We start from the raw sequence: 24995 nt of genomic DNA, 5'->3' as shown, positions 1-24995 counted from the left end.
TTCATAGGTGGCTCAGCGCAGCAAGCCGCGCTGCGCCAGGTTGCGATACAGCGCACGCACGCCGAAAGTCCAGGGCGTGATGGCGTCGCTCAGTTGTACGTGGTTGACCAGCGCGCCCAGCGAAGGACTGCTGATGGTGACGCGGTCGCCCAGGTCGTGGGTGAAGCCCGCGCCCGGCGCGCCGCGATCCTTGATCGGCGAGAACATGGTGCCGAGGAAGAGCATGAAGCCGTCCGGATACTGGTGGTGCGGACCGCAGGTCTGCGCCACCAGGTCCAGCGGATCGCGGCTGATCTCGCGCATGTAGCTGGCGCCGTCCAGGCGGAAGCCGTCTTCGGCGCCTTCGATCGCCATCCGCAGCTCGGCGGCGCGCACGGTGTCGATGGTGAAGCGTTCGTCGAACACGCGGATGAACGGGCCGATGCCGCAGGAGGCGTTGTTGTCCTTGGCCTTACCCAGCAACAGCGCGCTGCGGCCTTCGATGTCGCGCAGGTTGACGTCGTTGCCCAGCGTGGCGCCGACCGTCTCGGCGCGGCTGTTCACCGCCAGCACGATCTCCGGTTCCGGGTTGTTCCATTTGGATGCCGGGTGCAGGCCGACGTCGGCGCCGAAGCCGACCGCCGACATCGGCTGCGATTTGGAGAACACTTCGGCGTAGGGGCCGATGCCGACCTCCATGTACTGCGACCAGGCGCCGCGCGCGATGAACTGCTGCTTGAGCTGTTCCGCTTCCGGGGAACCGGGCTTGATGGCCGACAGGTCGGCGCCGATATCCTTCAGCAGCGCGGTGCGCAGCGCGTCGGCGCGCGAGGCGTCGCCGCCGGCCTGTTCTTCGATCACCCGTTCCAGCAGGCTGACCGCGAAGGTCACGCCGCAGGCCTTGATCGCCTGCACGTCGCACGGCGCCAGCAGGCGCGGGGCCTGCGGGTCGGCGTCGGGATTCAGGGCGGTTTCGATCAGCGTCTCGACCCGGCCCAGCGACTCGCCCGGCGCGGCGCGGACGAAGGCGGCGACGTCGTGCTGGTCCAGCAGATCGGCCACGGTGTTGGCGCCGGCGGTGATGTCGAACACCTCGCCGCCGCGCACCGCCACCACGCACGGGCCGTTGATGTCGCCGGCGCGCCAGACGCGGCCCACCAGCAGGGCGTCCGCGAGGTCGGACGGCAGGTGCGCCGCTGCCGGCGCATGCTTCAGATTGTTCTTCATTTTTGTCTCCTATGCCTTTGTTTTGGGCTCTTTTGTTTGCTTATATCATTTTCATACCATAAAATGAATAGCGCTAACATTTGGCCAGTGTGAAGGATTTATGTGATCAAGTCAACATGCGTATGTGGTAAAGTCCGGGACTCAAGACAGGATCAATATTCATTCGAGGTTAGCCAGGCAGATGACAAGAAATAAGGTGAAACCGGAGCCGGTGCCGGCGGTTGAAGTCCGCTCGCAGGCGCCTACCATGTCCGACGTGGCGAAACTGGCCGGCGTATCGCCGATGACGGTGTCGCGCGTGATGAACGGCGACACCAACGTCCGCGAAAAGACCCGCAGCCGCGTCGACGCGGCGGTCGCCGCACTCAACTACGTCCCCAACCAGGCCGCGCGCCGCCTGGCCGGCTCGCCGCCGATCCGCGTCGGTTTCTTGTACAGCAATCCAAGCGCGGGCTACCTGAGCGAATTCCTGGTCGGCCTGCTGAACCAGGCCAGCCAGAACAACGTGCAGCTGGTGGTCGAGAAGTGCGAGGCCGACGAGCATGGCGTCGAGCAGGCGCGCCGCCTGATCGCCAACGGCGTCGACGGCATCATCCTGCCGCCACCGCTGTGCGACACCGCGCACCTGATCGACCTGATCGCGGCCTCCGGCACGCCTGCCGTCACCGTCGCCTGCGGCGAGCCGGACGCGCGCCTCAGCGGCGTCAGCATCGACGACTATGTCGCGGCGCACGCGATGACCTGCCATCTGATCTCGCTGGGCCACCAGCGCATCGGCTTCGTCATCGGCCATCCGAACCAGAGCGCCAGCGCGCGCCGGCTGGCCGGCTTCAAGGCCGCCATCGCGGAGAAGAACGCGCAGGCCTCGCCGGAGCTGGTGGTTCAGGGCATGTTCACCTATCGTTCCGGCCTGGACGCGGCGGAGACCTTGCTCGGGCTGGAGCAGCGGCCCACCGCCATCTTCGCCAGCAACGACGACATGGCCGCCGCCGTGGTGGCGATCGCCCACCGCCTCGGTCTCGATGTGCCGGGCGACCTGACCGTGGCCGGCTTCGATGACACCGCACTGGCCAGCACCATCTGGCCGGAACTGACCACCGTGCGCCAGCCGATCACCGAGATGGCCGAAGCGGCGGTGCAGTTCCTGGTGCGCCAAATCCGCGCCCGCCGCAGCGGCGCGCCGGACGCCCCGGAACACCTGGTGATGGAGCACGCGCTGATCCGCCGCCAGTCGGACGCCGCGCCGCGACTCCGGCCTTCATCCAGGACCGCCGCCAAACAGCGCTTGTAAACCGTCCGACCAACCTATACGCTCACACCATGAAAAAAATCGGTCTGCTCATCGTCACCTCCAGCCTGTTCGCCTTCGCCGCCCATGCCGCCACCGCGCCCCGCGCCACCACCGCCACCGGCGTGGTGGAGGGCACGCTGGAAGCCTCGGGCGTCAAATCGTACAAAGGCATCCCGTTCGCAGCGCCGCCGGTCGGCGGTCTGCGCTGGAAGGCGCCGCAGCCGGCGCAAAAATGGAAGGGCGTGCGCAAGGCCGATCATTTCGGTCCGCGCGCCATGCAGCTGCCGCTGTTCGGCGACATGGTGTTCCGGTCCGACGGCGTCAGCGAGGATTGCCTGTACCTGAACGTCTGGACCCCGGCCAAATCGGCCAAGGAAAAGCTGCCGGTGCTGGTCTACTTCTACGGCGGCGGCTTCGCGGCCGGCGACGGTTCCGAGCCGCGCTACGACGGCGAGAGCATGGCGGCCAAGGGCGTGGTGACGCTAACCGTCAACTATCGGCTCAACGTGTTCGGCTTCCTGGCCCATCCGGAACTGACCAGGGAATCGCCGCAACACGCCTCCGGCAACTACGGCCTGATGGACCAGGCGGCGGCGCTGCAATGGGTGCGCAAGAATATCGCGGCCTTCGGCGGCGATCCGGCGCGCGTCACCATCGCCGGCGAATCGGCCGGCTCGTTCTCGGTCAGCGCGCAGATGATCAATCCGATGGCCAAGGGCCTGATCGCCGGCGCCATCGGCGAGAGCGGCTCGCTGCTTGGTCTGAACGCCCCGCCGCCGTTGGCGGAAGCGGAAAAGAACGGCGCCGCCTTCGCCACGGCGATCAACGCGCCGACCCTGGCCGCGCTGCGCGCCCTGCCCGCCCAGCAGCTGCTGGAATCGACCAAGACGCCGGGTGCGCCGTGGTTCGGCGCCACGCAAGACGGCTACGTGCTGCCGCGCTCTCCCGCCGCGATCTACGCCGCCGGCGAACAGGCGCGCGTGCCGCTGCTGGCGGGCTGGAATTCGCAGGAAAGCCATTACAAGCGCATCCTTGGCGAGCGAGCGCCTACCGATGAAAACTTCAACGCCGCGCTGCGGGAGATCTACGGCGACCAGGCCGACGCCGCGCGGCTGGCCTACAGCGGCGACGTGACGCAAGCGGCGACCGACCTGTCCGGCGACCGATTCATCGCCTACGGCACCTGGAAATGGCTGGACAGCCACGCCCGCACCAGCGGCAAGCCGGTGTACCGCTATTACTATGCGCGTCCGCGTCCGGGCGAGACCGGCGCCGGACATTCGGTGGAGATCGAATACGCGATGGGCAACCTGGCGGGTAACAAAGTGTATGCCTGGACCGACGACGACCGCGCGCTGTCGGCGCAGATGCAGGCCTACTTCGCCAACTTCATCAAGACCGGCAATCCCAACGGCGCGGGCCTGCCGGAATGGCCGAAAGCCAGCAACGGCAAGGGTTCGCAGCTGATGAAGCTCGACGTGCCGTCGGCCGCGATCAGCGCCACCGACGACGCGCACCACGAGTTCCAGGACAACTTCGTCAAGCGCCAGCCCTGATCGGGAACCAAGACAAGCTGGTGCCCGAGCTTCGGGATATCGCCGTGGATTCCATCCGGCGCGCTCTCGCACCGTGACTTGAAGGTTTGTGTACGAGCGCGCGGGAACCTGGTTTTTCAAAAATCGCTTGCGCTCAAGTGTCGATCGATGAGTCCCGCGACCTGCGCCGCGTGCGTATACGCCAAATCGTGGTCCGCACCTTTGAAGATCTGTAAGTCGGCGTGCGGCAGGCACGCGGCCAACTTCTCGCCTACTTTTACCGGACTGACAGGATCGGCATCTCCCCATAGTAACAAGGCCGACATATGAAGTTCAGCGAGGCGCTCCGTCAGGTCCTCGTGATATCCCGCCGGACGTTTCTGCCAGCACCAGATGTGTCACGAGGTCGGGCCGGGCCAACGCCACCCGAATGGCGATGATGCCACCCATCGATTGGGCAATCAGTGCGCACGGCACATCAAGTTCGGCAATGACCTTGTTCACCAGATCGTCAATGCCTTGCACATCGGGCGTGGCCGGAGTAGGTCCGAAGCCTGGCCATCCGAAGTGAATTTTTTCTGCGGGGTGCCGAATAAGTTCGGCGGCCGCACCCAAAAATCCATCCGGCCGAGGGCGCCGGGAAGAAAAAACAGCTTTGCGGGCATAGGTAACATGGGTCGACAAAATCATAGCGCTCAATTGTGCCACGATCAGATGCCGGCGTCAGGAGGTGCTTTGCGCAGCGGCGGCGCTGGCGCGCGGCGACGCAGAGATAAGTCATCTCCCCCTAGCGCTTCACCGTCGTACCGGCGTAGCCATTGCTGGAGGCTTTTATACAACAGTCTCCGATCTACCTCAGTTGATGGACGCGACGCCCCGCTCACCAAATTGTCGCGACAAACGCCGATGCGCACCAACATGGCCGATCAGCGTTATGCGCGGCGCAGGCACGCGCGCGCCGCCATCGCGGGCCGAGCAGACATCCCGCCGATGGCGCAAACCTCCCCATGACCGCACCAAACCGGAGCCGCACGGGCTGCGCCGAGTTTGTATTTTATTGTATCCGCCAGATTTCCTTGCGAAAGCTGCTATACAATTTATCCTCTTTCTTCGGGTCAACAGGATACAAACTCTATGCGTAAGTCTATCGGCTTCATGGCTCTTTGCCTCACGGTGTCCGCCTACGCGGCGGAACCCTTCGATGACAAGTTCCGCCAACTGGATGAAGTTCTCCCCACCGCCACCGCCTACCGCACCGCCTCCGGCGCACCAGGCTCCGCCTACTGGCAGCAGCGCGCCGACTACCAGATCCGCGCCACGCTGGACGAGGCCAAGCGCGCCCTCACCGGCAGCGAGCAAATCACCTACCACAACAACTCGCCCGACACGCTGAGCTACCTGTGGGTGCAGCTGGACCAGAACATCTACAAAAAAGACTCCGACGCGCGCATGATGTTGACCCAGCCTTCGCGCGAAGCGTGGGCGAAACCGCGTTCGCCGGAAGACGGCTACAAGTTCGAAGGCATGCGCGGCATCCTGGCCGGCCGTGAATTCGACGGCGGCTTCAAGATCGCCACCGTGGCCGCCGGCGGCCAGCCGCTGAAGTACGTCATCAACCGCACCATGATGCGCATCGACCTGCCGACGCCGCTGAAGCCGGGCCAGAGCTTCGCTTTCAACATCGACTGGTCCTACAACATCAACGAGCAACTGGTGCTCGGCGGCCGTTCCGGCTACGAACACTTCGACCAGGACAAGAACGACCTGTTCGAGATCGCCCAATGGTTCCCGCGCATGGCGGCCTACTACGACGTGGCGGGCTGGCAGCACAAGCAGTTCCTGGGCTCCGGCGAATTCACGCTGGAATTCGGCGACTACGACGTGCAGCTGACCGTCCCGGCCGACCACGTGGTGGCCTCCACCGGCGAACTGCAAAACGCCAACGACGTGCTGAGCGCCGCCCAGCGCGACCGCCTTGCGAAAGCCAAGACCTCGACCACGCCGGTCGTCATCGTGACCCAGGCCGAAGCCGAAGCGGCTGAGAAGTCGATCAGCAAGGCCTCCAAGACCTGGCACTTCAAGGCCAACAACGTGCGCGACTTCGCCTGGGCCTCCAGCCGCAAGTTCATCTGGGACGCACAGGGCTTCAAGAAGGATTCCACCGACGTGATGGCGATGTCCTACTATCCGAAGGAAGGCAATCCGCTGTGGGGCAAGTACAGTACCCAGGCCATCATCCACACCATCGACCAGTACAACAAGTACAGTTTCGACTACCCGTACCCAACCGCGATCTCGGTCAACGGCCCGGTCGGCGGCATGGAATACCCGATGATCTCCTTCAACGGCCCGCGTCCTTCCAAGGACAAGAAGACCGGCGCGCTGACCTGGTCGCAGCAGACCAAGTACGGCCTGATCGGCGTGATCATCCACGAAGTGGGCCACAACTACTACCCGATGATCATCAACTCGGACGAACGCCAGTGGACCTGGATGGATGAAGGCCTGAACACCTTCGTCCAGTACCTGGCCGAGCAGGCATGGGAGAAGGACTATCCGTCGCGTCGCGGCGAAGCGCGCAACATCGTCGATTACATGCGCAGCCAGAACCAGGTGCCGATCATGACCAACTCCGAATCGCTGCTGCAGTTCGGGAACAACGCCTATGCCAAGCCGGCCACCGCGCTGAACATCCTGCGCGAAACCATCCTGGGCCGCGAACTGTTCGACTACGCCTTCCGTGAATACGGCCAGCGCTGGAAATTCAAGCGTCCTACTCCGGCCGACTTCTTCCGCACCATGGAAGACGCCTCCGGCACCGACCTTGACTGGTTCTGGCGCGGCTGGTTCTACACCACCGACGCGGTCGACATCAGCATCGACGGCATCAACGAATACGGCGTGAGCACCAAGAATCCGGAAACCGAAAAGGCCTGGAAAAAAGCGCAGAAGGACGCGCAACCGATCTCCGTGTCCGAGCAGCGCAACAAGGACCTGCCGAAGCGCCTGGACACCCATCCGGAGCTGAAGGACTTCTACAACGAGCATGACGAGTTCACCGTCACCAACAAGGACCGCAACGCCTACGCCGAAGCGATCGAGAAGCTGGAGCCGTGGGAGAAAAAGCTGCTGGACCAGGGCAAGCACCTGTATCTGGTGGACTTCTCCAACGTCGGCGGGCTGGTGATGCCGTTGATCCTGGAGATTGAACTCAAGAGCGGCAAGAAGTACATCGAACGCATTCCGGCCGAAGTATGGCGCTACTCGCCGAAGAAGATCACCAAGTTGATCGTCACCGACGAGCCGATGGTCGGCCTGGTGCAGGACCCGTACTGGGAAACCGCCGACATCGACACCAGCAACAACGCCTGGCCGCGCAAGGTCACCAAGTCCCGCGTCGAGCTGTTCAAGACCGAGCGTGACAAGGTCAACCTGATGCGCGACTTCAACACCCCGCTCAAAGCCAAGGGTGCCAAGGACGCGGCGTCGGAATGATGTTCAAGCATCTGCGCCTCTGCGTGGCGACCGTGCTGGCCTTGGCCGGCACGGCGGCTCATGCCCATAATTTTCACATGGGCATAGCCGACATCAGCTACAACGAGCGCACCGGCAGCACCGAGATCGTGCACACCTACACCGCGCACGATCTCGCCACGCTGCTGACGAATCTCTACGGCCGCCAGTTCGATCTCGGCCAGCCGGACAGCGAAGCGCCGCTGCGGCGCTACGTTGAAAAGCAGTTTTACCTCGATGGCCCGGATGGCCAGCGCCTGCGCGTCAGCTGGGTCGGCGTCAAGGCCGATGCCGACAGCGTCGTCATCCTGCAGGAAATCGAACACACCAAACTCGCCAAAGGCACGCGTATCCACAACGCTTTGCTGATAGACTTCCTGCCATCCCAAAAGAACACCGTAAATCTGCAAGCCGATGGCCCTCTCCAGACTTTCATCTTCGATCAAAGCAGCATCGATCAAACCACTCGTTAAATATCTACTGCTTGCCGTCGGTTCGGCGCATGCCGACGACCAGATCCTGCAAAGGGTGCTGGTGGACGGCTCGCGCGGCAACCAGATGGGCGTGGCCGACGCGGCCAGCGCCGGCAGCGTGACGCAGCAGGAGCTGGCCGGCCGCACCGTCTACCGCCCGGCCGAGCTGCTGGAGGCGACACCGGGCCTGATCGTCAGCCAGCATAGCGGCGAGGGCAAGGCCAATCAGTTCTACCTGCGCGGCTTCAATCTCGATCACGGCACCGACCTCCGCACCACCGTCGACGACATGCCGGTCAACCAGCGCAGCCACGCGCACGGCCAGGGGTGGACCGACCTGAATTTCATGATCCCCGAACTGGCGGTGCGGCTCGATTATAAAAAAGGCCCCTACTCCGCCGAGGAAGGCGACTTCGCCTCGGCCGGCACGGCGTCGGTGGTATACGCCAACCGCCTGCTGCAAGGCGTGGCGCCGGTGTCGGCGGGACAGAACGGCTATGGCCGCGCGCTGCTGGCCGATTCCGTCGACACCGCGCGCGGCAGCCTGCTGTACGCGCTCGAGGCGCTGCACAACGACGGCCCGTTCACCAATCCGGACGACTACCGCAAGCTGAACGCGGTGTTGCGCTACAGCGAAGGCTATGCCAACAACGGCTTCCATGTCAGCCTGATGGCCTACAAGGCGGACTGGAACTCCACCGACCAGATTCCGCTGCGCGCGGTGCAGGACGGCCGGATCGGCCGCAACGACGCCATCGACACCACCGACGGCGGCAAGTCGCACCGTTACAGCCTGTCCGGCGGATGGCGCCGCACGCAGGACGACGGCTCGTCCAAGGTCAACGCCTACATCATCGCCAACCAGCTGGACCTGTACTCGAACTTCACCTACTTCATGCACGACCCAGAGCATGGCGACCAGTTCGCGCAGCCGGACAAGCGCGTCACCAGCGGCCTGAATGCGAGCCACAGCTGGCACCATCACACCGAGACCGGCAACAGCGAAACCACCATCGGCCTGCAACTGCAGAACGATAATATCTTCAACGGCTTGTACAACACGCAGGCGCGCCGGCGGCTGTCGACCACGCGCGAGGACCATATCGTCGAATCCAGCGCCGCCTTGTACGTCGAGAACAACACCCGCTGGACGCCGGCATTCCGCACCGTGGTCGGGGCCCGCGTCGACAACTACCGTATCGACGTGCGCAGCGACCTGGCCGCCAACAGCGGCAAGGCCAACGACACGCTCGCCAGTCCGAGCCTGAGTCTGATCTACGGACCATGGCGCACGGCGGAACTGTACGCCAACATCGGCAACGGCTTCCACAGCAACGACGCGCGCGGCGCCACCATCAGCATCGATCCGAAGAGCGGCGACGCGGCCGACAAGGTGTCGCCGCTGGTGCGGTCGCGCGGCATGGAGCTGGGCGCGCGCAGCACCTGGCTGCCGGGCCTGCAAACCTCGCTGTCGCTGTATCGCCTGGATTTCGATTCGGAGCTGACCTACGCCGGCGACGCCGGCACCACCGAGGCCGGCCCGCCGAGCCGTCGCTACGGCGTCGAGCTGTCCAACTACTACAAGCCGTTGAAGTGGCTGTCGGTCGACCTGGACCTGGCCTATGCGCGGGCGCGCTCGCGCGGCGATGTGGAGGAAGGCCGCTACATCGCCGGCGCCATCGAAGGCACCGGCCAGCTGGCGGTGACGTTGGATGACGGCGGTCCGTATTCAGCATCGCTGAAGCTGCGCTATTTCGGACCGCGTCCACTGATCGAGGACAACAGCGTGCGCTCGAAATCCAGCATGACGCTGAACGGCCGCCTGGGCTGGAAAATCAAAAAAGGCCTCGCGCTGGAGCTGGAGGCCTTCAACATCACCAACCGCCGCGATTCGGCGATCGATTACTACTACGCTTCGCAACTGAAGGGCGAAGCGGCGCCGGTCGACGACATCCACTTCCATCCCATCGAATCGCGCTCGCTGCGCGCGACGCTGATCAAGAACTTCTGACCCGCGCCCCGGCGTTTAGAACTCTTCCCACTCGTCGGCGGATGCGGCGGCCTTGGCCTTTTGCGGCGCAGGCCGGGCAGCCGGCTTGGCGATGGCGGGCTTGGCGCGCGGCGTCTTCGGCAACACCGCGACAGCCGCGCTGCGCGCTGGACGCGGCGCCGGAGCGGCCGCTGCGGCATACACCGCCTGCGACGCATTGATCTTGAAGGCGCTGACCGCGCGTTCCAGCACATCTGCCTGCTCGCGCATGGTGTGCGCGGCGGCGGCGGTCTGCTCCACCAGCGCGGCGTTCTGCTGCGTGGTTTCGTCCATCTGCGTCACCGCGCGGTGCACCTGCGAGATGCCGTCGTTCTGCTCCTGCGTCGCGGCGCTGATCTCGCCGACGATGTCGGTCACCTGCTTGATGCTGGAGACGACTTCCTGCATCGTCGTGCCGGCCTGCTCCACCAGCTTGGTGCCCGAGCCGACCTTCTCCACCGAATCGTCGATCAGCGCCTTGATCTCCTTGGCCGCCGCCGCCGAACGCTGCGCCAGATTGCGCACCTCGGTCGCCACCACCGCGAAACCACGGCCCTGCTCACCGGCGCGCGCCGCTTCAACCGCCGCGTTCAACGCCAGGATGTTGGTCTGGAAGGCGATGCCGTCGATGACCGAAATAATGTCCACGATCTTGCGCGACGATTCATTGATCGATCCCATCGTCACCACCACCTGCTCCACCACCGAACCACCCTGCGCCGCTACGTCCGATGCCGAACGGGCCAGCTGGTTGGCCTGGCGCGCGTTGTCGGCGTTCTGTCCAACGGTTGAGGTCAGCTGCTCCATGCTGGCCGCCGTCTCTTCGAGCGCCGCCGCTTGCGACGAAGTGCGCTGCGACAGGTCGCCGGTGCCGGCCGCGATCTGCTGCGACGCGGCGCCGACCGCGCTGGTCGAGGCGCGCACGGTGTCGATCACGCCGGCGATCTGCTCCAGCAGCTTGTTGAAGGCGAGCGCCGTGTGGCCGACTTCGTCCATGCGTTCGACCTTGATCTTCTTGGTCAGGTCCAGCGACTGGCTGACTTCCTCCAGCGTCTCGCGGATCGAACCGAGGCTGCCGGTGATGGTGACGAACAGCTGCCACGCCAGCACGGCGGTGATCAGCACACCCAGCACCACCACGCTGACCAGCAGGCGGAAGGCGAAGCTGTACGCGGCCATGCTCTCGTCGCGCACATCGTTGATCAGCTTATTGTTGTAGGCGATATGGTCGTCGAAGCTTTTCTTGACCGCGCCGGCCGACAGCGCCAGCGGCGTGCCGGCTTGCAGCGTCGCGCGCACCGCGTCCATGTCGCCCGCGTGGGCGCCGGCCAGGAAGGGAATCAGCGCCTGGCGATACGCCGCCATGCCGGCCTTGTCGGCCTCCAGCATCTTGCGGTCGGTGTCGTCGAAGATGCGTTCTTTTTCGTAGGCGGCCAGCACCTCGTCGAACTTGGCGTGGGCATCGTTGTAGGCCTTGTCCAGCGCCGATTTGTCTTCCAGGTTGGAGAACACCGACAGACGGTAGCCGGCCAGGCGGCTGGCGTCCATGTAGTTCTTGGCCAGATTCAGGCCGGCGATACTCGGGATTAAGCGGGTCTGCACCATGTCGAGGCGCTGCTGCGCGCGCGACAGCTGGGTCAACCCGGTGATGCCTACAAATATCAGCGCCAGCAACGCCAACGACAGGGTCAAGATCAAGCGCTTGGTAATCGTCATGGTGACTTTTCTCATAGAAGTGGGAATGAAACCGGCCCTCTCTGTGGCCTGAACCCAGTATAAACGAGTAATGTTACCGTATTACAACTAAGCGAAAATTTATGCTGCGTCGCACCCAAAAATGCAACGCATGCATTTCAGTAGTTATTCAGACAACGCTAAAACCGTGCGTAGCGTCGCGCCCCAGCTGCGCCACCAGTCCGAATTCCCAATCGAGATAGGCCTGCATCGCCTCGGCGCGATTGTCGGTGCCCTCGTACGGACGGCGATAGCGATCGATCAGCGGCGAGGCCAAGCGCGTCGCGCCGGCTTCCACCGGCAGGCCGGCTGCGGCCCATGCCGAGGTACCGCCGTCAAGCACCGCTACCGGCAGCGTGGTCAGCTTGCGCAGGTCGGCAGCCGCGTAACGCGCCAGCAGGCTGCTGCCGCAGGTGAGCACGTAGCGCTGGACGCCTTGCGGCAGCTGGGTCAACGCCCGCCTCAGGTCTGAGCGCAGCGCGAACCACGCACCCGGAATGTGGCGCTTCTGGTAGTTGACGCCGGTGGTGAAGTCCAGGATCGCCGTGGTCGCCGCATCGTCGGCCAGCCATTGCGACAGCGTGGCGGCGTCGATTTCGTCAACCGGCGCATGGGCCGGCAGCTCGGGCGACCAGGCGCCGGTCACGTGGAAGTCCGATGGCTGCAAGCCGTCGACCACATACACTTCGTGATTCATCTGGCGCAGCCAGTGCGCGCTCAGGTTGGCGCGCACGCCGTCGCTATCGGCCAGCACGATGCGCGCGCCGCGCACCGGTGCGAATTGTTCCGTCTCCTGCACCAGCTGCCCGCCGGGCGCGGAACGGAAGTGCGGCAGGCGGCCGTCGTTGAACTCCGCCGGGCTGCGCACGTCGAAGAAGTAGGTGCTGCGGGTGGCGTCGGCATGCAGCCCATCCAATGCGGCGCGATCGATGCGCAGCACGCCGGCGCGGTCGGCCAGCGCGCGCGCGTCCAGCGCCGCCAGTTCGCGGTTGGCTTCCGACACCGGCGGATAGCTGCGCGACTGCCCGTGCTCCAGCTGTTGTTGGGCCAACGTCCAGCCGATGGTGCCGTTGCGCAGCGCGGCGACCGGATTCGGAATGCGGGCATTGATCAGCGATTGGGTGCCGATGATGCTGCGGGTGCGTCCGGCGCAGTTAACCACGATGCGGGTGGACGGATTCGGCGCCAGCTCGCGCGCGCGCAGCGCCAGCTCGGCCCCGGGCACACTGACGCTGCCGGGGATGCTCATGGTCTGGTATTCGTCGTAGCGCCGCGCGTCGAGAATGACGATGTCGTCGCCGCCGTCGATCAGCGCCTGCACCTGCGGCGCCGACAGCGACGGCGTGTGGCGCTGTTCCTCCACCAGTTCGCCAAAGGCCTTGCTGGGCACATTCACGTCGCGGAACAATTCGCCGCCGGCCGCGCGCCAGCCTTCGATGCCGCCTTCGAGCAGCGCGACGTCGGTGTAGCCCAACTCCCGCAGGCGTTCCGCCGAGGCCTGCGCCAAGCCTTCGCCGCCGTCCAGCAGCACGATGGCGACGTCGCGGCGCGGCAGCTTGGTCCAGGCGTCGGCCTCGATGCGGCCGAACGGGAAATTGGCGGCGAACAGCGGATGTTCCTGCGCGTGCGGATCCTCTTCGCGCACGTCCAGCAGGGCGATTTCTTTACGCGCCAGTAGCGCCGCGCGTACTTGTTGATAGCTTCGGGTGGTGAATGTAGTCATGTCAGTGCGGCATAGCCGGAGCGAAAAGGTTTAACAGCGCCTTCCAGGGTGAAAACGCTGCGGTCCACCGCTCCGATGTCGGCGCCGTAGACGTGGATGCCGATCGAGATGCGATCGTCGTAGGCATTGAATACCTGATGGATGTCGCCCAGAGTAGGCGACACCGCCGTGACCACGCCGGTCTCAAGCCGCTGCGGCGGGCCGGATTTTTCCAGCACCCCGTCGGCGCGGCGCTTGAAGTCCTGCGAGATTTCGGCGCCGCGCAACAGCCCGATCAAGCCCCAGACGGTGTGGTCGTGGATGGGCGTGGACTGGCCCGGCCCCCAGACGAAGCTCACCACCGAGAAGCGCGCGGTGGGGTCGCGGTACAGCAGGTATTGGCGGTAGTACTGCGGGTCCGGCCGCGCCGCCTGCTGCGGCAGCCAGTCGTCGTGCGCGACCAGCTCGCGCAGCAGTGCCGAGCCGTGCCTGACGATATGCGCCTCGTCCGCGCCTTCGGCCAGCATGCTTTCCAGCCCTTCGATCAGGCTGCGCAGTCGGGGCGGCACAGGCAGTTCTGCGATGTTGGCGTTGTCCTCAGCCATATTTCCTCCGTGGTCAAATCCGGCGCGTCCAAGCCTCGATTATCCCGCAGAAAAGGCGGCAACGGTTATCCGTAAACGCTATATGCAAGTGCGAAACCATTCGTTCCCGCTGCCGGGGCGGCGCCATACAATCGTCCGATATCCACCCACCGGAGTTACCATGCCCCAGCTGCGCCGCCGCACCCTCCTCGCCCTGTTCGCCTTGCTGCCATTGACCTCGCTGGCGCAGAACCCCAGCACCACGCTGCGCATCGGCTACCAGAAATCCTCGACGCTGCTGACCGTGCTGAAACTGCGCGGCCAGCTGGAACAGGAGCTGGCGCCGCTGGGCGTCAAGATCAGCTGGCACGAATTCTCCAGCGGCCTGCCGTTGCTGGAAGCGCTGAACGTCGACGGCGTCGACCTCAGCGCCGACGTGGCCGACACGGTGCCGGTGTTCGCCCAGGCGGCGGGCGCGCAACTGACCTACTTCGCGCAGGAGGCGCCGTCGCCGTCGGCGCAGGCCATCGTAGTGCGCACCGACTCGCCGTACAAGACGGTGGCGGATTTGAAGGGCAAGAAGATCGCCGTGACCAAGGCCGCCGGCAGCCACTACCTGCTGATCGCATCGCTGGAAAAGGCCGGCCTGCGCTTCAAGGACATTGAAGCGGCCTACCTGACGCCGGCCGACGGCCGCGCCGCCTTTGAGCGCGGCAGCGTCGCCGCGTGGGTCACCTGGGATCCGTTCCTGGCCGGCGTGCAGCGCCAGTCCGAGGTGCGCATCCTGGCCGACGGCCGCAACGTGGCCGACTACCAGCGCTATTACCTCGCCTCCACCGCCTACGCCAAGGCGCGGCCGGATGTGCTGGCGGTGGTGTTCGAGGCGCTCAACAAGACCGGCAAATGGGTCAAGCAGTCGCCGAAGGAAGCGGCCGAGCTGCTGGCGCCGGCCTGGGGCCTGGATGCGAAGACGGTGGAACTGGCCAATGGCCGCCGCAGCTACGAGGTACGGCCGGTGCTGAAGGAAGCGCTGGGCGAGCAACAAAAGATCGCCGACGCCTTCTTCGCCGAGGGACTGCTGCCGCGCAAGCTGGACGCGACCGCCGTGCCGCTGTGGCGCAAGAACTAGGCGAGCAAGGGATAGCCGGCGGCACAGGCCTCGGCTTCCAGTTGTATGATGCGCCGGTAATCGGCGTCGGGCCGGTGGTGGAAGGCCAGGATGCGCAGGTCGCGCATATGGCCGGCCACCTGCGGCCCCGGCTCGGTCAGGCCCGAGCGCAAGCGCGCCAGCAGTTGTGGCGGCACCGCCTTGCCGGCGACCAGCGGCAGTCCGGGCGACGTCGCCGAATATCCCAACTCCTTGATGCCGAGCAGGCTGACCGGATCCTCTTCCTTCAAATACCCGTAAGTGACGCAGTCGATGGCGGCGATGTCCGCATCGCCCTCGCGCACCAGGCGCAGGCTGGCCGCATGGCTGCCGGAGTACACCACCTTGTCGAAGAAACGTCCCTCCCGCGCCAGCGGCGCGACCGCGAGCCGCAGCGCGTTCATGCCGCTGTTGGAATGCGCGTCGTTGACCGCCGCGATGCCGCCGCGCGCGTCGGCCAGGCTGGCGATGCCGGCACCGGCGGGCGCCACGATCACGCTGGAATAATCGCTGCCCGAACAGCCGGGAAAATCGAAGGCCGGCGTGGCGATCAGCGTCACCTGCTCGCGCAGCAACGTCATGTAAGGATAGCCGCAGGTCTGGCTGAGCAGCAGGTCCGGCCGCAGCCAGAACTCCGGCAACGGCGGCGCGCGCACCAGCTCGACCTCCGCATGCAAGTCCAGATTGTCGAGCAAATCGCCGAGCAGCCCCTCCCACGCCTGTTGCAGGCGCGGTGACAGGTTATACATCGGCAGTGCGACTTTCCAGATCATGATCTACTCGGGCATATGCGGGTGCACCGGCGCGTCGATGGCGCGGAAACCGAAGCGGCGCATCAGTTCTCCGTAACCTCCGACATAAAAGCCGCCGCTGCGGGAAGTATACGACGCCTTGCGCGCGCGGTAGACGCGCGGCAGCAGGTACCACGGCAGCGACGGCAAATCGTGGTGCACCAGATGCAGATTATTATTCAGGAAAAGCAGGCGAAACACAAACCCCGCCTCATTGAGAACGATGCGCTGCTTGTGGTCCGATGCCGGACGATGTTCGTAATACGAGCGCACCATCGCCAGCGACTGCGCCGGATACGAGATCGCCAGCACGTAGTAGAGCGGCGACATGCCGAACGCCGACCGCACCCACCACAGCAGCGCCGCCAGCATGGCGAAATGGCCGAGCCACATCGGCACGTGGCGCCAGTCGCCGCGCAGCGGCTGGCGCAGCGCTTCGGCCCAGGCGCCGGCGATGGCGATCGCCGGACCGACCAGCAGCCGGCCCCAGAACGTCTTGTTAAACCACAGCAGCGCGCGCAGCGGCTTGCCCATGCCCGCCCACGCGGCCGGCGAGACGTAATTGCTCTCGGTGTCCAGCGCCGGCATCGTCAGATGAAAGTCGTTGTGGTGGCGCAGATGGCTTTCACGGTACAAGCCGTAGGGATACCAGACCGCCAGCGGAAGGTAGCCGAACAGGCGGTTCACCCACGGCCACGGCGTGGGATGGCCGTGGATCAGCTCATGTTGCAGCGACATATACCAGGCGCACCACCAGATCATCAGCAGCGTGCCGGCGACGGCGCCGAGTTCGCGCCAGAAGCCCAGCGTCAGCAGCCAGCCGCCGTGGATCAGCGCGATCAGCAGCCAGGTCGGCCACTCGCCGAACCACAGCAGCCGTCCGCGCTCGGCCGCGATTTCCTCCCGCTGTCGCGGATCGACGTATTCCGAGCTCATGGCGCCTCCGTCAGAAGCGCGCCTTGACGCGCAAGCCCACGGTGCGCGGGCGGACCATGTAAAGCAGGTCTCCCGGTTGGATGGCGATGGTGTTCGGCGTGACGTCGCTGATCTTGGCGTTGTTGGTCAGATTGGTGCCGAACAGGCCGAATTCATAGGCGCCGGTCTTGTAGACGGCGGTGGCGTTGACCGTGTTCGACGAAGGGATCTCGGCGTAAGCGCCCTGCTCCGGCGCGAAGTTGGTGTAGGCCTTGCCGCGATAGGCGTAACTGGCGAACAGTCCGATTTCGTCGCTGCCGCCCACTGGAATGCTGTAGCTGGCGGTGGCGGTGGCGGCGATGCGCGGCGCATACGGCGCGCGGCTGCCTTCGGGGATATTCTGCGCGGCGATGCCGGTGACCACGGTGCGTGCGGCATAGGCATGGTTGTAGGCCGCGCTCACGCCGACCGAGGCGCGGCGCGTCAGCTTGACGGCGGTCTCCAGTTCCAGCCCTTCGCTGCGGATCTTGCCGGCGTTCTGCGTGAAGTAGTAGGTGCATGGCAGGCGGTTGAACACCTGCACGTCCTTCCAGTCGATGCGGTAGACGTTGGCGTTCAGCGTGACGCGGCGGTCGAACAGCGTGTTCTTCGAGCCGACCTCGTAGTTCCAAAGGCTGTCCGGCGCGAAGGTGGCCGGCGCGTTGATGCCGCAGAAGTTGAACGGCACCGGCTGATTATTGCCGCCGTAGCGGAAGCCCTTGCCCACCGAGGCGTACAGCATCCGCTCCGCATCGATGCGGTAGGCGGCGGCGAAGCGCGGGTTGGCGCCGTGCGAGGTGGCGCTGCTGTTGCTGACGGTCGGCGTGCCGACCGGCGACGCCGGCGTGGCGTTGGCCAGGTTGCCGAACAAGCCGCTGAAGCGCAGGTCGAAGTCCTGCGTGCCGCGGAACAGGCGCACGCCGGCGGTCAGGTCCAGCTGGTCGAACACGGTGTAGGTGGCTTCGCTGAACAGCGCGACCTGGCGCGAACGGGTGTTCTGCTGGCCGGAGAAGAAATCGTCCGGGTTGAAGGCCAGTTCGTTGGTCTGCGAACTGTAGCCGGGGAAGTTGCGGGTCTCGGCATAGCGCTGGTCGAAGCCTTCGGTCGGCTCGTCCTGGCGCGTATCGCGCCTGCCGCGTTCGAAGAAAGCGCCGGCGGTCCATTTCAGCGGTCCGTCGCCCTTGGAGTTAAGGCGGAACTCCTGCGCGAAGTCGCCCACTTCGTTGCCGATGACGTAGGCGGCTTTCATCAAAGGATTCCGGCCGCCGAAGATGAAGGCGGTGGCCGGGTACTGGGCCGAGGTCACGTACAGCGTTTCGCGGTGCAGGTAGGAGGTCGATGACACCAGCTGCGCGGCGCCGAGATCGTAGCTGACGCCCAGATTAGCCAGCTGCAGCTGGTCGTTGCTGTGCTGCGGTATCAGCGCAAAGGTGGTGAACGGTGCCAGTCCGCCGTATGCGTCGTTGATGCCGGCCTTGATGTTGGAAGCGGTGATGCTGGCGTCCACCACGAGATCGCGCGAGGCTCGCAAGCGCAGCGCGGCGCGCGCCTGGTTGGTCGACGCGGCGTTGGTGGTGGCGCCGTTGACCTGGTTGCGGATGTAGCCGGAGTCCTTGCCGGTGTAGGCGGTCAGGCGCAGGCCGAGCACATCGGCCTTCAGCGGCAGGTTGACCATGCCGCGCAGGTTGTGATTGCCGCCGCCGAAGCCGGACGTGTTGGAGCCGACCGCTTCCACCGTGCCGAACCAATCGGTCAGGTCGGGCTTCTGCGTGATCTGCCGCACCGCGCCGGCCATGGCGCCGGCGCCGAACAATGTCCCCTGCGGACCTTGCAGCACTTCGACCCGTTCCAGGTCCAGCACCTTCAGATCGGGATTGGAGGATTTCAGCGTGACCGGCATGTCGTCGATGTACACCGCGACCAGCGAGGAATCCTGCACCTCCGACGGCACGATGCCGCGCACGATCAGGCCGCGCATGGTGATGTTGTTGACGCCCGGCCCTTGCTCCTGCAGCGACATCGCCGGCACCAGGTTGGCGATATCGGCAAGATTGCCTTGTCCATAACGGGTCAGGCTGTCCGGCTTCAGCACCGTGATCGCGGAAGGCACTTTTTGCACGTCGACGGCGCCGGCGGCCCGGGTGGCGGTGACTTCGACGCGTTCGATCTGCGTCGAGTCGGACTGCGCCTGCGCCGTTGCGACCGCGCCGGCCGACAACGCCGCCAGCGCATAAAACACATGCTTCCCCATCGATGATCCCTGTATCGTGACTATGTGAGCCAAGTATACGGATGGGTAACTGACGATAAAACGAATATAAACACGCTTGCTTATATGGATTTTGCCTACCTTGTTAGGTGTGGCAACGTACAGCGGGGGATGGAGACGGGGCGCAGAATGCAGTCATGGATACCTCACTCACACCCCTCAAAAAACCGCACCCCGCCGCCTATGCCCTGCATCGGCAGATGATGGCCGTGCAGCGAACCATGGCGGCGGGAACGGTAAGGGAGTCGGAGCGGGCATCAAGATGGGCGCATGCGTGGTACATGCTGGTTCAGCGCAAGCTGGATCAGGTCCAGCAAGCGCCAAGGTACTTACATTAGGCTTGCGAGTAGCAACCGCCGGCGCGGCGCACCATGGCATCGCGGTCGATGACGGTGACGGTACCGCGACGGTATTCGATCAAGCCCTCTTCCTGCAGCTTGCCGGCGCAGCAGGTAATGCTTTCGCGGCGCACGCCCAGCATGTTGGCAATCATTTCCTGGGTCACTTTGAGTTCGTTGGACAGCGAGCGGTCCAGGCGTTCCAGCAACCAGCGGCACAGGCGCTGTTCGATGCTGCCGTGACGGACACCGGCGACGGTCTGCGCCAGTTGGGCGAACAGCGCGCTGGTGTGACGCATCAGTTGCTGCGCCAGGGCGCCGCCGCTGAAGAACGCTTCGCGCAGCACCGACGCCTTGATGCGGTAGCCGTAGCCGGCGGTTTGCACGACGGCGGTGCAGTTGGCCCGTTCGGTTTCGTACATCGAGACGCCGACCACGCCTTCACGGCCGACCACCGCGATTTCGGCCGCGCCGCCATCTTCGGAGATGTACTGAAGCGAGACGATGGCGTTGGTCGGGAAGTAGGCGTATTCCATTTTGTCGCCGAAGTCGAACAGGCGCTTGCCGGCTTCCAGCGGCACCAGGTCCAGATGGACGAACAGGCCGATCAGCTCTTCGCGGGACAAAGCGCGCAGCAGTTCGTTTTGCTGGCAGCCCGTCAGGCTGATGACCGGCGCTTCTGGCGCCATGGCACGCAGGACGTTGGCGGAAACGGTGGTCTGGGTAGCTTGGAACATGGCGGGCCTCTGGTTTTAGTGTTGTGGTCAATGGCGACCTGATGAACAACACTATATCCCCGCTATGTGCGCTGGCTTATAGGAGCACCTACAAGCCTTATGTAGGCTACGAACATAAGCCCCTGTGGTCCCAGTCCTACGTTACAGTTTGTATTTGAAGCGGCTGCCTTCTTCGATCAGGCGTTCGTCGCGGCTGCGCAGGCGGCCGGGATTGCGGCGCTGGCCGGGCTCGGAGACGACGCGGTTGATCACGTCCTCCGTCACGCCGCGCTGCGCCAGGTAGGCGGCGGCGCTGTCGGCGCCTTTGCGGTCGGCGACTTCAATACCGGCTTCGACAACTTCCGCGCCGACGTAATCCGGGCGAAAGGTATGGGTGGTGGACATCGTAGCCTCCTGGCCTGTGGGAAATGTAGAACGCCATTCTGCGATTGTATAGCAGCCGGCACCGTGCGTTATCCCACGCAACATCCAATGCTTCCGGCATGTGCGCCAGGGCACAGTCCTCTATGGCGGAAGCTGGCAGCATGACGGTCCCGAGCAAATTTTACAGATACCATCATGCAAGTTCAGACCACGAACCCCGATTTCCGCAGCCTCCGCACCATCGATCCACAACAAGCCCGCCAGGTGCGCTACTGGGCCGGCGAGTTCGATGTCCCGCCGTCCAAATTGATTCAGGTGATGCGCGAAGTCGGCCGCAACATCGGCGAAATCCGCCGACGCTTCGAACACTGATCTACTGCGCCGGCGACGGCACGCCCAGCGGCGCCTTGCCGTCGTGCGGAATCAGCCAGCCGCCGTCGCTGAGCCAGTCGGCCAGACGATCCGGCCAGTGCACGTCCGATAGCCGCTCCGACCGTTGCCCCATGTTGAAGGCATGATCGGTGTCGGCATACAGGTGCAGTTCGGCCGAGACGCCGGCGCCCACCAGCTGCTGATACAGGCCCAGCGCCGGCGGCATGCAGCATTTGTCCACCGAGCCGGCGACGATGAAGGCCGGCGGCGCGCTTTGCGCCGCTTTGGCCGGCACGCCCAGCGGTCCCGGATACACCAGCACCTGGAAGTCCGGCCGCGCGCTTTGCTTGTCCACCGCGTCCGGCTTGGCCGGCGCCGCCGGCTCCGGATTGTCGGCCACCAGCGATACCAGCTCGCCGCCGGCCGAGAAGCCCATGACGCCGAGGCGATGCGGGTCGATGCCGTAATCGGCGGCGTGCGCGCGCACCCAGCGCACCGCGCGCCGCAGGTCGGCGGCGGCGTCGTTTTCGATGCTGTAAGTCGACCCCTGGTCGCGCGCTAGCCGGTACTTCAATACGAAGGCGGTGACGCCGACCCGGTTCAGCGACTTCGCCGCGACCATGCCTTCATTCATCCACACCAGCATGCGGTGCCCGCCACCCGGCACGATGATCACCGCCGCGCCGTTGGCGTGGCGCGGATTGGCCTTGACCACCGTCAGCGACGGGTTATGGATGTTGCTGACGTAGGTGTTCTCCACCTTTTCCGCCTCGGCGCGGCGGGATTCCGCGCCGGGGGCGCCGTCCGGCCACAGCGCCACCGTGGCCGGCGCCTGCTGCGCCTGTTGCGCCAGCGCGTGTGTGCCGGCCTGCGCCCCCAGCGCCAGAAGCAATAGTGCTATCGATTTAATTCGCATTGAGGCCTCGCGTCGCGTAAAGGGAATGGTGGGTCAGCACGAACAGCGTCTTGCCGTCTGCGCCGCCGAACAGCAGTTGCAGCGGACGTTCCGGCACGTCGATGCGGCTGATCTCCTTGCCGTCCGGGGCGTAGACGAACACCTGGCCGTTGGCGACGTAGACGTTGCCGGCCGCGTCGACCGCCGCGCCTTCGCCGCCGCGATTGGCGACCTGTTTCAGGTCGGTGATGGCGCCGCCCTGCCCGATCATGCCGCTGAAGGTGCGGTTCTCGGAGCCGTTGGTGAACACCACGCGCCCGTTGGCGCCGGCCGTGACCAGGCCATGGGTGTCGAGCGTGTCGGAGAAGCGCCAGCCCAGATGATCGTTCGGGCCTTGCTTGAAGGCGCGGTAGGCCGGCAGCACCAGGCTGCCGTCCGGCGACACGTATTCGCGCTTCTTCGGCAGCGCGACGTCGCGGGCGAACATCTCGGCCAGCGTGGTGAATTCATACGTGGCCGGGTTGATCTGGTCGCGGAACTCGCCGTTCTGCCAGAAGTTGACCGGCACCACGGTGCGCGCGCCGGCATGGGCCTGCACCGGGGTCGGCTTGATCAGCGTGATCTCGCCGGCCGGCTGGTCGGGATGGAACGAGTACACCGTGCCTTCGAAGCCGTGCGACGACAGCACCATCAACGCGCCGCTCTTGTCGATGGCGAGGTTGACCGGATCCAGCGGCGCGTCGCGCACCACCACCAGCCCGGCGTCTTTCGACCAGCTGTAGATGCGGTTGAAGCGGCGGTCTACGAAGTACAGCTTGCCCTTGGCGTCGACCACGCCGCCGGCGATCGAGTAGAAGCCCTCTTCCAGCTTGTCGATGCGGTGCGTCGGCGCGGCCAGCGGCGCCGGCGGCGTCGCGCCGATGTCCAGCACCGCGAATTCGTGCTCGCGCACCTCCTGCTTGTGGGTCAGGTCCTGCAGCGTGTTGTCGAACGGGAATTTGCTGGCGCGCAGATAGGTGTCGCAGCCGTTGTCGTCGCAGGTGGCGTAGCCGCTTTCGGCGTTGACGTGGACGTTGCGGAAGCGGATGTCGCTGGAGTTGGTGATCTTCACCGCCGACACGGCCGGCTTGATCGAGCGCGTCACGCGGTACGAGTGGTAGTTGGCGAACAGCAGATTGCGCGAGTTGCGGATCTCCAGCGAGATGGCGTCCATGCCGTCGCGGACTTCCTGCTCGGTTTGCGGCGCCAGGAATTCCCAGTTCTCGACATTATCCAGCACGATCTCGGCGCGGATATGGTGTTCGGCCGACAGCTCGTAGACCTTGCCCGGCGTCTTGGTGTTGGAGACGTAGAAGCCCGCCTGCGCGAAGGTGCTCGGGGTCCACAGCGCGATGAAGGTGCCGCCGCCGCCGTCGGTGACCCAGATGCTAGGATACTGGCGGTCCCAGTGCGCGGTCGGGTCGAAGTTGCCGTTCTTCTGATACGGGTCGCGGCGCTTGCCGTCGTACAGACGGGTGCCGTGGCCGCCCTGGATGCGGATGTCGTCCACCAGCGAGTCGGCGCCCGCCTTCCACAGCAAGGCCACCGCGCGCGGATTGACTTCGCCGGTCGCCAGCCCCAGGCCGGTGACGATGGCGTCGCCGCCCTTGGCGCTTTCCAGCAGCGCTTTCGGTCCGGCGGCGCCGGCGTAGGCCGGGGCGCCGTTCGGCAGCACCAGCTGCGTCACGCCCGGGTGCAGCGCGATCAGCACCGTGTCCGGCTTCAGGCGGATGGTGTCGCTGACCAGGTAAAAGCCCAGCGGCAGGTAGACCACGCGGTTGCTGTCGATGGCTTTCTGCACCGCCGCCGTGTCGTCGGTCTGGCCGTCGCCGACCGCGCCGTAGGAGCGCACGCTGGCCCACTGTTTGGTCGAGGGCAGCGTGCGCATCACCGGCGCCGTGGCGGCCGGCATGGCCTTGATCGCGGCGGACTTGAAGTTGGTGCCGAACTTGCCGACCTGGCCCAGGCCCGGCAGCATCAGGCCGTAGTTGAATTCGCTGACCTGGTACAGCGGGCCGCTGCCGGCGATGGTCTTGCCGCTGTCGCGGAAGCGGGCGAAGGTCGGCACGTTGCGCAGCAGCGCGTTGTCGAAGCCGACCTGGGTGTAGACGTTGTCCTCGTTGCTGATCACGACCGCCGCCTTCGAGACGTTCTCGAAGCGCACGTTCTTGCCCCACAACCAGTCACCGTAGCCGCGATCGATCTCGATGCCGACCGGCGTGTTGCGGATGGCGACGTTGACCAGCGTCAGGCCCGCCTCGTGCTCGCGGATGGCGGCGTCGCGCTGGCCTTCGAAGGTCGAATCCATCAGCGTGAACGGCCAGGCCGGCGAGGTCTTCTCCGACAGGATGCCGTAACGGCCGCCGTAGAATTTCAGGTCGAAGCTCTCGTTGCCGACCATGTAGACGCCCGCCAGGCCGGAGCCGATGTGGAAGTCCATGTGGCTCAGGTAGGAGTGCTGCGCGGTGCGCAGGCGCACCGCCGCCGCGGCCGGATTGCCGTCGCCGATTTCAAAGTCGATATTGCTCATCGCCGAATAGAAGGTGGCCGAATTCGCGTCGCGCACGTTCTCGCTGAACGGCACCGCGCTGGCCACCGGCACCGGCACCTTGCCGACCGTGTACTGGTCGCCGCCGGTGAACACCACCATATTGGCCACGCCCTTCTGGTAGCCCGGCGTGTTTGCCGCCAGCACGAACACCGGCCGGGTCGAGCCGACGCCGTAAACCCGCACTGCTAGCGGTACCAAAATGGTCCGCGTGATGCGGTAACGGCCGGATGGCAGGAACACCACCCCGCCCTCGCCGCCGTTGGAGGCCTTGTTGATGGCTTCCTGGATCACCGTCGTATCGTCGGTGCGGCCGTCGCCGACCGCCTTCACCGTCACCGCGCGCGGATCGTCCGGCATGCTCTGGTAGGCCGAGACCGAGGCGGCGGGTGCCGCCTGCAGCGAAAACGGCGCGCACAACACCGCCGCCGTGAGGACGGCGCGAGTCAAAAATATTTTCATCTGAGTTATCCCG

General features: G+C 65.2%; 20 protein-coding genes. 7 read left to right on the top strand and 13 right to left on the bottom strand.

Translation table 11 applies throughout. From position 1 onward, the window contains the following. Positions 1–12: 12 nt before the first annotated feature. Complete coding sequence (locus GW587_RS18875; RefSeq protein ID WP_166106029.1) at positions 13–1206, bottom strand: fumarylacetoacetate hydrolase family protein; 1194 nt, start codon at positions 1204–1206, stop codon at positions 13–15. Positions 1207–1402: 196 nt separating this feature from the next. Between GW587_RS18875 and GW587_RS18870 the strand changes: the two genes are divergently transcribed. Both GW587_RS18870 and GW587_RS18865 read left to right on the top strand, forming a co-directional pair. Beyond that, complete coding sequence (locus GW587_RS18870) at positions 1403–2497, top strand: LacI family DNA-binding transcriptional regulator (RefSeq protein ID WP_371875617.1); 1095 nt, start codon at positions 1403–1405, stop codon at positions 2495–2497. 29 nt (positions 2498–2526) lie between these two features. Beyond that, on the top strand, positions 2527–4053 hold the full coding sequence (locus GW587_RS18865; RefSeq protein ID WP_166106025.1) for a carboxylesterase/lipase family protein: 1527 nt from the start codon (positions 2527–2529) through the stop codon (positions 4051–4053). 116 nt (positions 4054–4169) lie between these two features. Here GW587_RS18865 and GW587_RS31775 read toward each other — a convergent pair whose 3' ends face one another. Together GW587_RS31775 and GW587_RS31770 are read right to left on the bottom strand one after the other, a co-directional pair. After that, positions 4170–4358 carry an alpha/beta fold hydrolase gene (locus tag GW587_RS31775; RefSeq protein WP_308495393.1) on the bottom strand — a complete coding sequence of 63 codons (189 nt, stop codon included), beginning with the start codon at positions 4356–4358 and terminating at the stop codon, positions 4170–4172. A gap of 7 nt (positions 4359–4365) precedes the next feature. Beyond that, positions 4366–4722 carry an alpha/beta fold hydrolase gene (locus GW587_RS31770; RefSeq protein WP_308495392.1) on the bottom strand — a complete coding sequence of 119 codons (357 nt, stop codon included), beginning with the start codon at positions 4720–4722 and terminating at the stop codon, positions 4366–4368. 444 nt (positions 4723–5166) lie between these two features. On the opposite strand from GW587_RS31770, the gene GW587_RS18855 reads away from it, so the two are divergent. From GW587_RS18855 to GW587_RS18845, 3 genes are read left to right on the top strand one after another with little or no spacing between them, the layout of a single operon-like run. Then, complete coding sequence (locus GW587_RS18855) at positions 5167–7527, top strand: M1 family metallopeptidase (protein ID WP_166106023.1); 2361 nt, start codon at positions 5167–5169, stop codon at positions 7525–7527. Further along, complete coding sequence (locus GW587_RS18850) at positions 7524–8018, top strand: DUF6702 family protein (RefSeq protein ID WP_166106022.1); 495 nt, start codon at positions 7524–7526, stop codon at positions 8016–8018. Before GW587_RS18855 ends, GW587_RS18850 begins: the two co-directional genes overlap by 4 nt. Beyond that, complete coding sequence (locus GW587_RS18845; RefSeq protein ID WP_166106020.1) at positions 7960–10029, top strand: TonB-dependent receptor; 2070 nt, start codon at positions 7960–7962, stop codon at positions 10027–10029. Before GW587_RS18850 ends, GW587_RS18845 begins: the two co-directional genes overlap by 59 nt. 15 nt (positions 10030–10044) lie before the next feature. Here GW587_RS18845 and GW587_RS18840 read toward each other — a convergent pair whose 3' ends face one another. The 3 genes from GW587_RS18840 to GW587_RS18830 all read right to left on the bottom strand — a co-directional run bounded on the left by GW587_RS18840 (position 10045) and on the right by GW587_RS18830 (position 14088). Beyond that, positions 10045–11763 (bottom strand): methyl-accepting chemotaxis protein, encoded by a 1719-nt coding sequence (locus GW587_RS18840; protein WP_166106018.1) that lies wholly within the window; start codon positions 11761–11763, stop codon positions 10045–10047. Between the two features lie 148 nt (positions 11764–11911). Beyond that, positions 11912–13504, bottom strand: a complete 1593-nt coding sequence (locus GW587_RS18835; RefSeq protein WP_166106017.1) for a rhodanese-related sulfurtransferase — start codon at positions 13502–13504, stop codon at positions 11912–11914. Beyond that, positions 13501–14088, bottom strand: coding sequence for a cysteine dioxygenase family protein (locus tag GW587_RS18830; protein ID WP_308495391.1), 588 nt, complete (start codon positions 14086–14088; stop codon positions 13501–13503). Before GW587_RS18830 ends, GW587_RS18835 begins: the two co-directional genes overlap by 4 nt. Positions 14089–14248: 160 nt before the next feature. On the opposite strand from GW587_RS18830, the gene GW587_RS18825 reads away from it, so the two are divergent. Continuing rightward, positions 14249–15196, top strand: coding sequence for an aliphatic sulfonate ABC transporter substrate-binding protein (locus tag GW587_RS18825; protein WP_166106016.1), 948 nt, complete (start codon positions 14249–14251; stop codon positions 15194–15196). Here the strand turns inward: GW587_RS18825 and GW587_RS18820 are convergent. From GW587_RS18820 to GW587_RS18800, 5 genes are all read right to left on the bottom strand, one after another. Further along, positions 15193–15987, bottom strand: coding sequence for a phosphate/phosphite/phosphonate ABC transporter substrate-binding protein (locus GW587_RS18820; RefSeq protein WP_166106015.1), 795 nt, complete (start codon positions 15985–15987; stop codon positions 15193–15195). The genes GW587_RS18825 and GW587_RS18820 overlap by 4 nt on opposite strands. 3 nt (positions 15988–15990) lie before the next feature. Further along, positions 15991–16941, bottom strand: coding sequence for a fatty acid desaturase (locus tag GW587_RS18815; protein ID WP_166106013.1), 951 nt, complete (start codon positions 16939–16941; stop codon positions 15991–15993). A gap of 10 nt (positions 16942–16951) precedes the next feature. Further along, positions 16952–19210: a TonB-dependent receptor gene (locus tag GW587_RS18810; protein WP_166106011.1), complete on the bottom strand. Its 2259-nt coding sequence runs from the start codon at positions 19208–19210 to the stop codon at positions 16952–16954. 352 nt (positions 19211–19562) lie between these two features. After that, positions 19563–20303 (bottom strand): Crp/Fnr family transcriptional regulator, encoded by a 741-nt coding sequence (locus tag GW587_RS18805; protein WP_166106009.1) that lies wholly within the window; start codon positions 20301–20303, stop codon positions 19563–19565. A 141-nt stretch (positions 20304–20444) separates the two neighbouring features. Then, positions 20445–20687: a hypothetical protein gene (locus GW587_RS18800; RefSeq protein WP_166106007.1), complete on the bottom strand. Its 243-nt coding sequence runs from the start codon at positions 20685–20687 to the stop codon at positions 20445–20447. A gap of 174 nt (positions 20688–20861) precedes the next feature. Between GW587_RS18800 and GW587_RS18795 the strand changes: the two genes are divergently transcribed. Beyond that, the gene (locus GW587_RS18795; protein WP_166106005.1) at positions 20862–21038 is read left to right on the top strand and encodes a DUF3606 domain-containing protein; all 177 of its coding nucleotides are present in this window, start codon (positions 20862–20864) and stop codon (positions 21036–21038) included. Position 21039: 1 nt separating this feature from the next. Here the strand turns inward: GW587_RS18795 and GW587_RS18790 are convergent, their stop codons facing one another. Further along, positions 21040–21954, bottom strand: a complete 915-nt coding sequence (locus tag GW587_RS18790) for an alpha/beta hydrolase (protein WP_166106003.1) — start codon at positions 21952–21954, stop codon at positions 21040–21042. Continuing rightward, positions 21944–24982, bottom strand: a complete 3039-nt coding sequence (locus tag GW587_RS18785) for a glycosyl hydrolase family 28-related protein (protein ID WP_166106001.1) — start codon at positions 24980–24982, stop codon at positions 21944–21946. The genes GW587_RS18790 and GW587_RS18785 overlap by 11 nt, the downstream gene beginning before the upstream one ends. Positions 24983–24995: the final 13 nt, after the last annotated feature.

It is taken from the genome of Duganella aceris (assembly GCF_011090165.1).
GTDB lineage: Bacteria > Pseudomonadota > Gammaproteobacteria > Burkholderiales > Burkholderiaceae_D > Rugamonas > Rugamonas aceris.
This window is presented reverse-complemented; position numbering and strand designations above follow the sequence as displayed.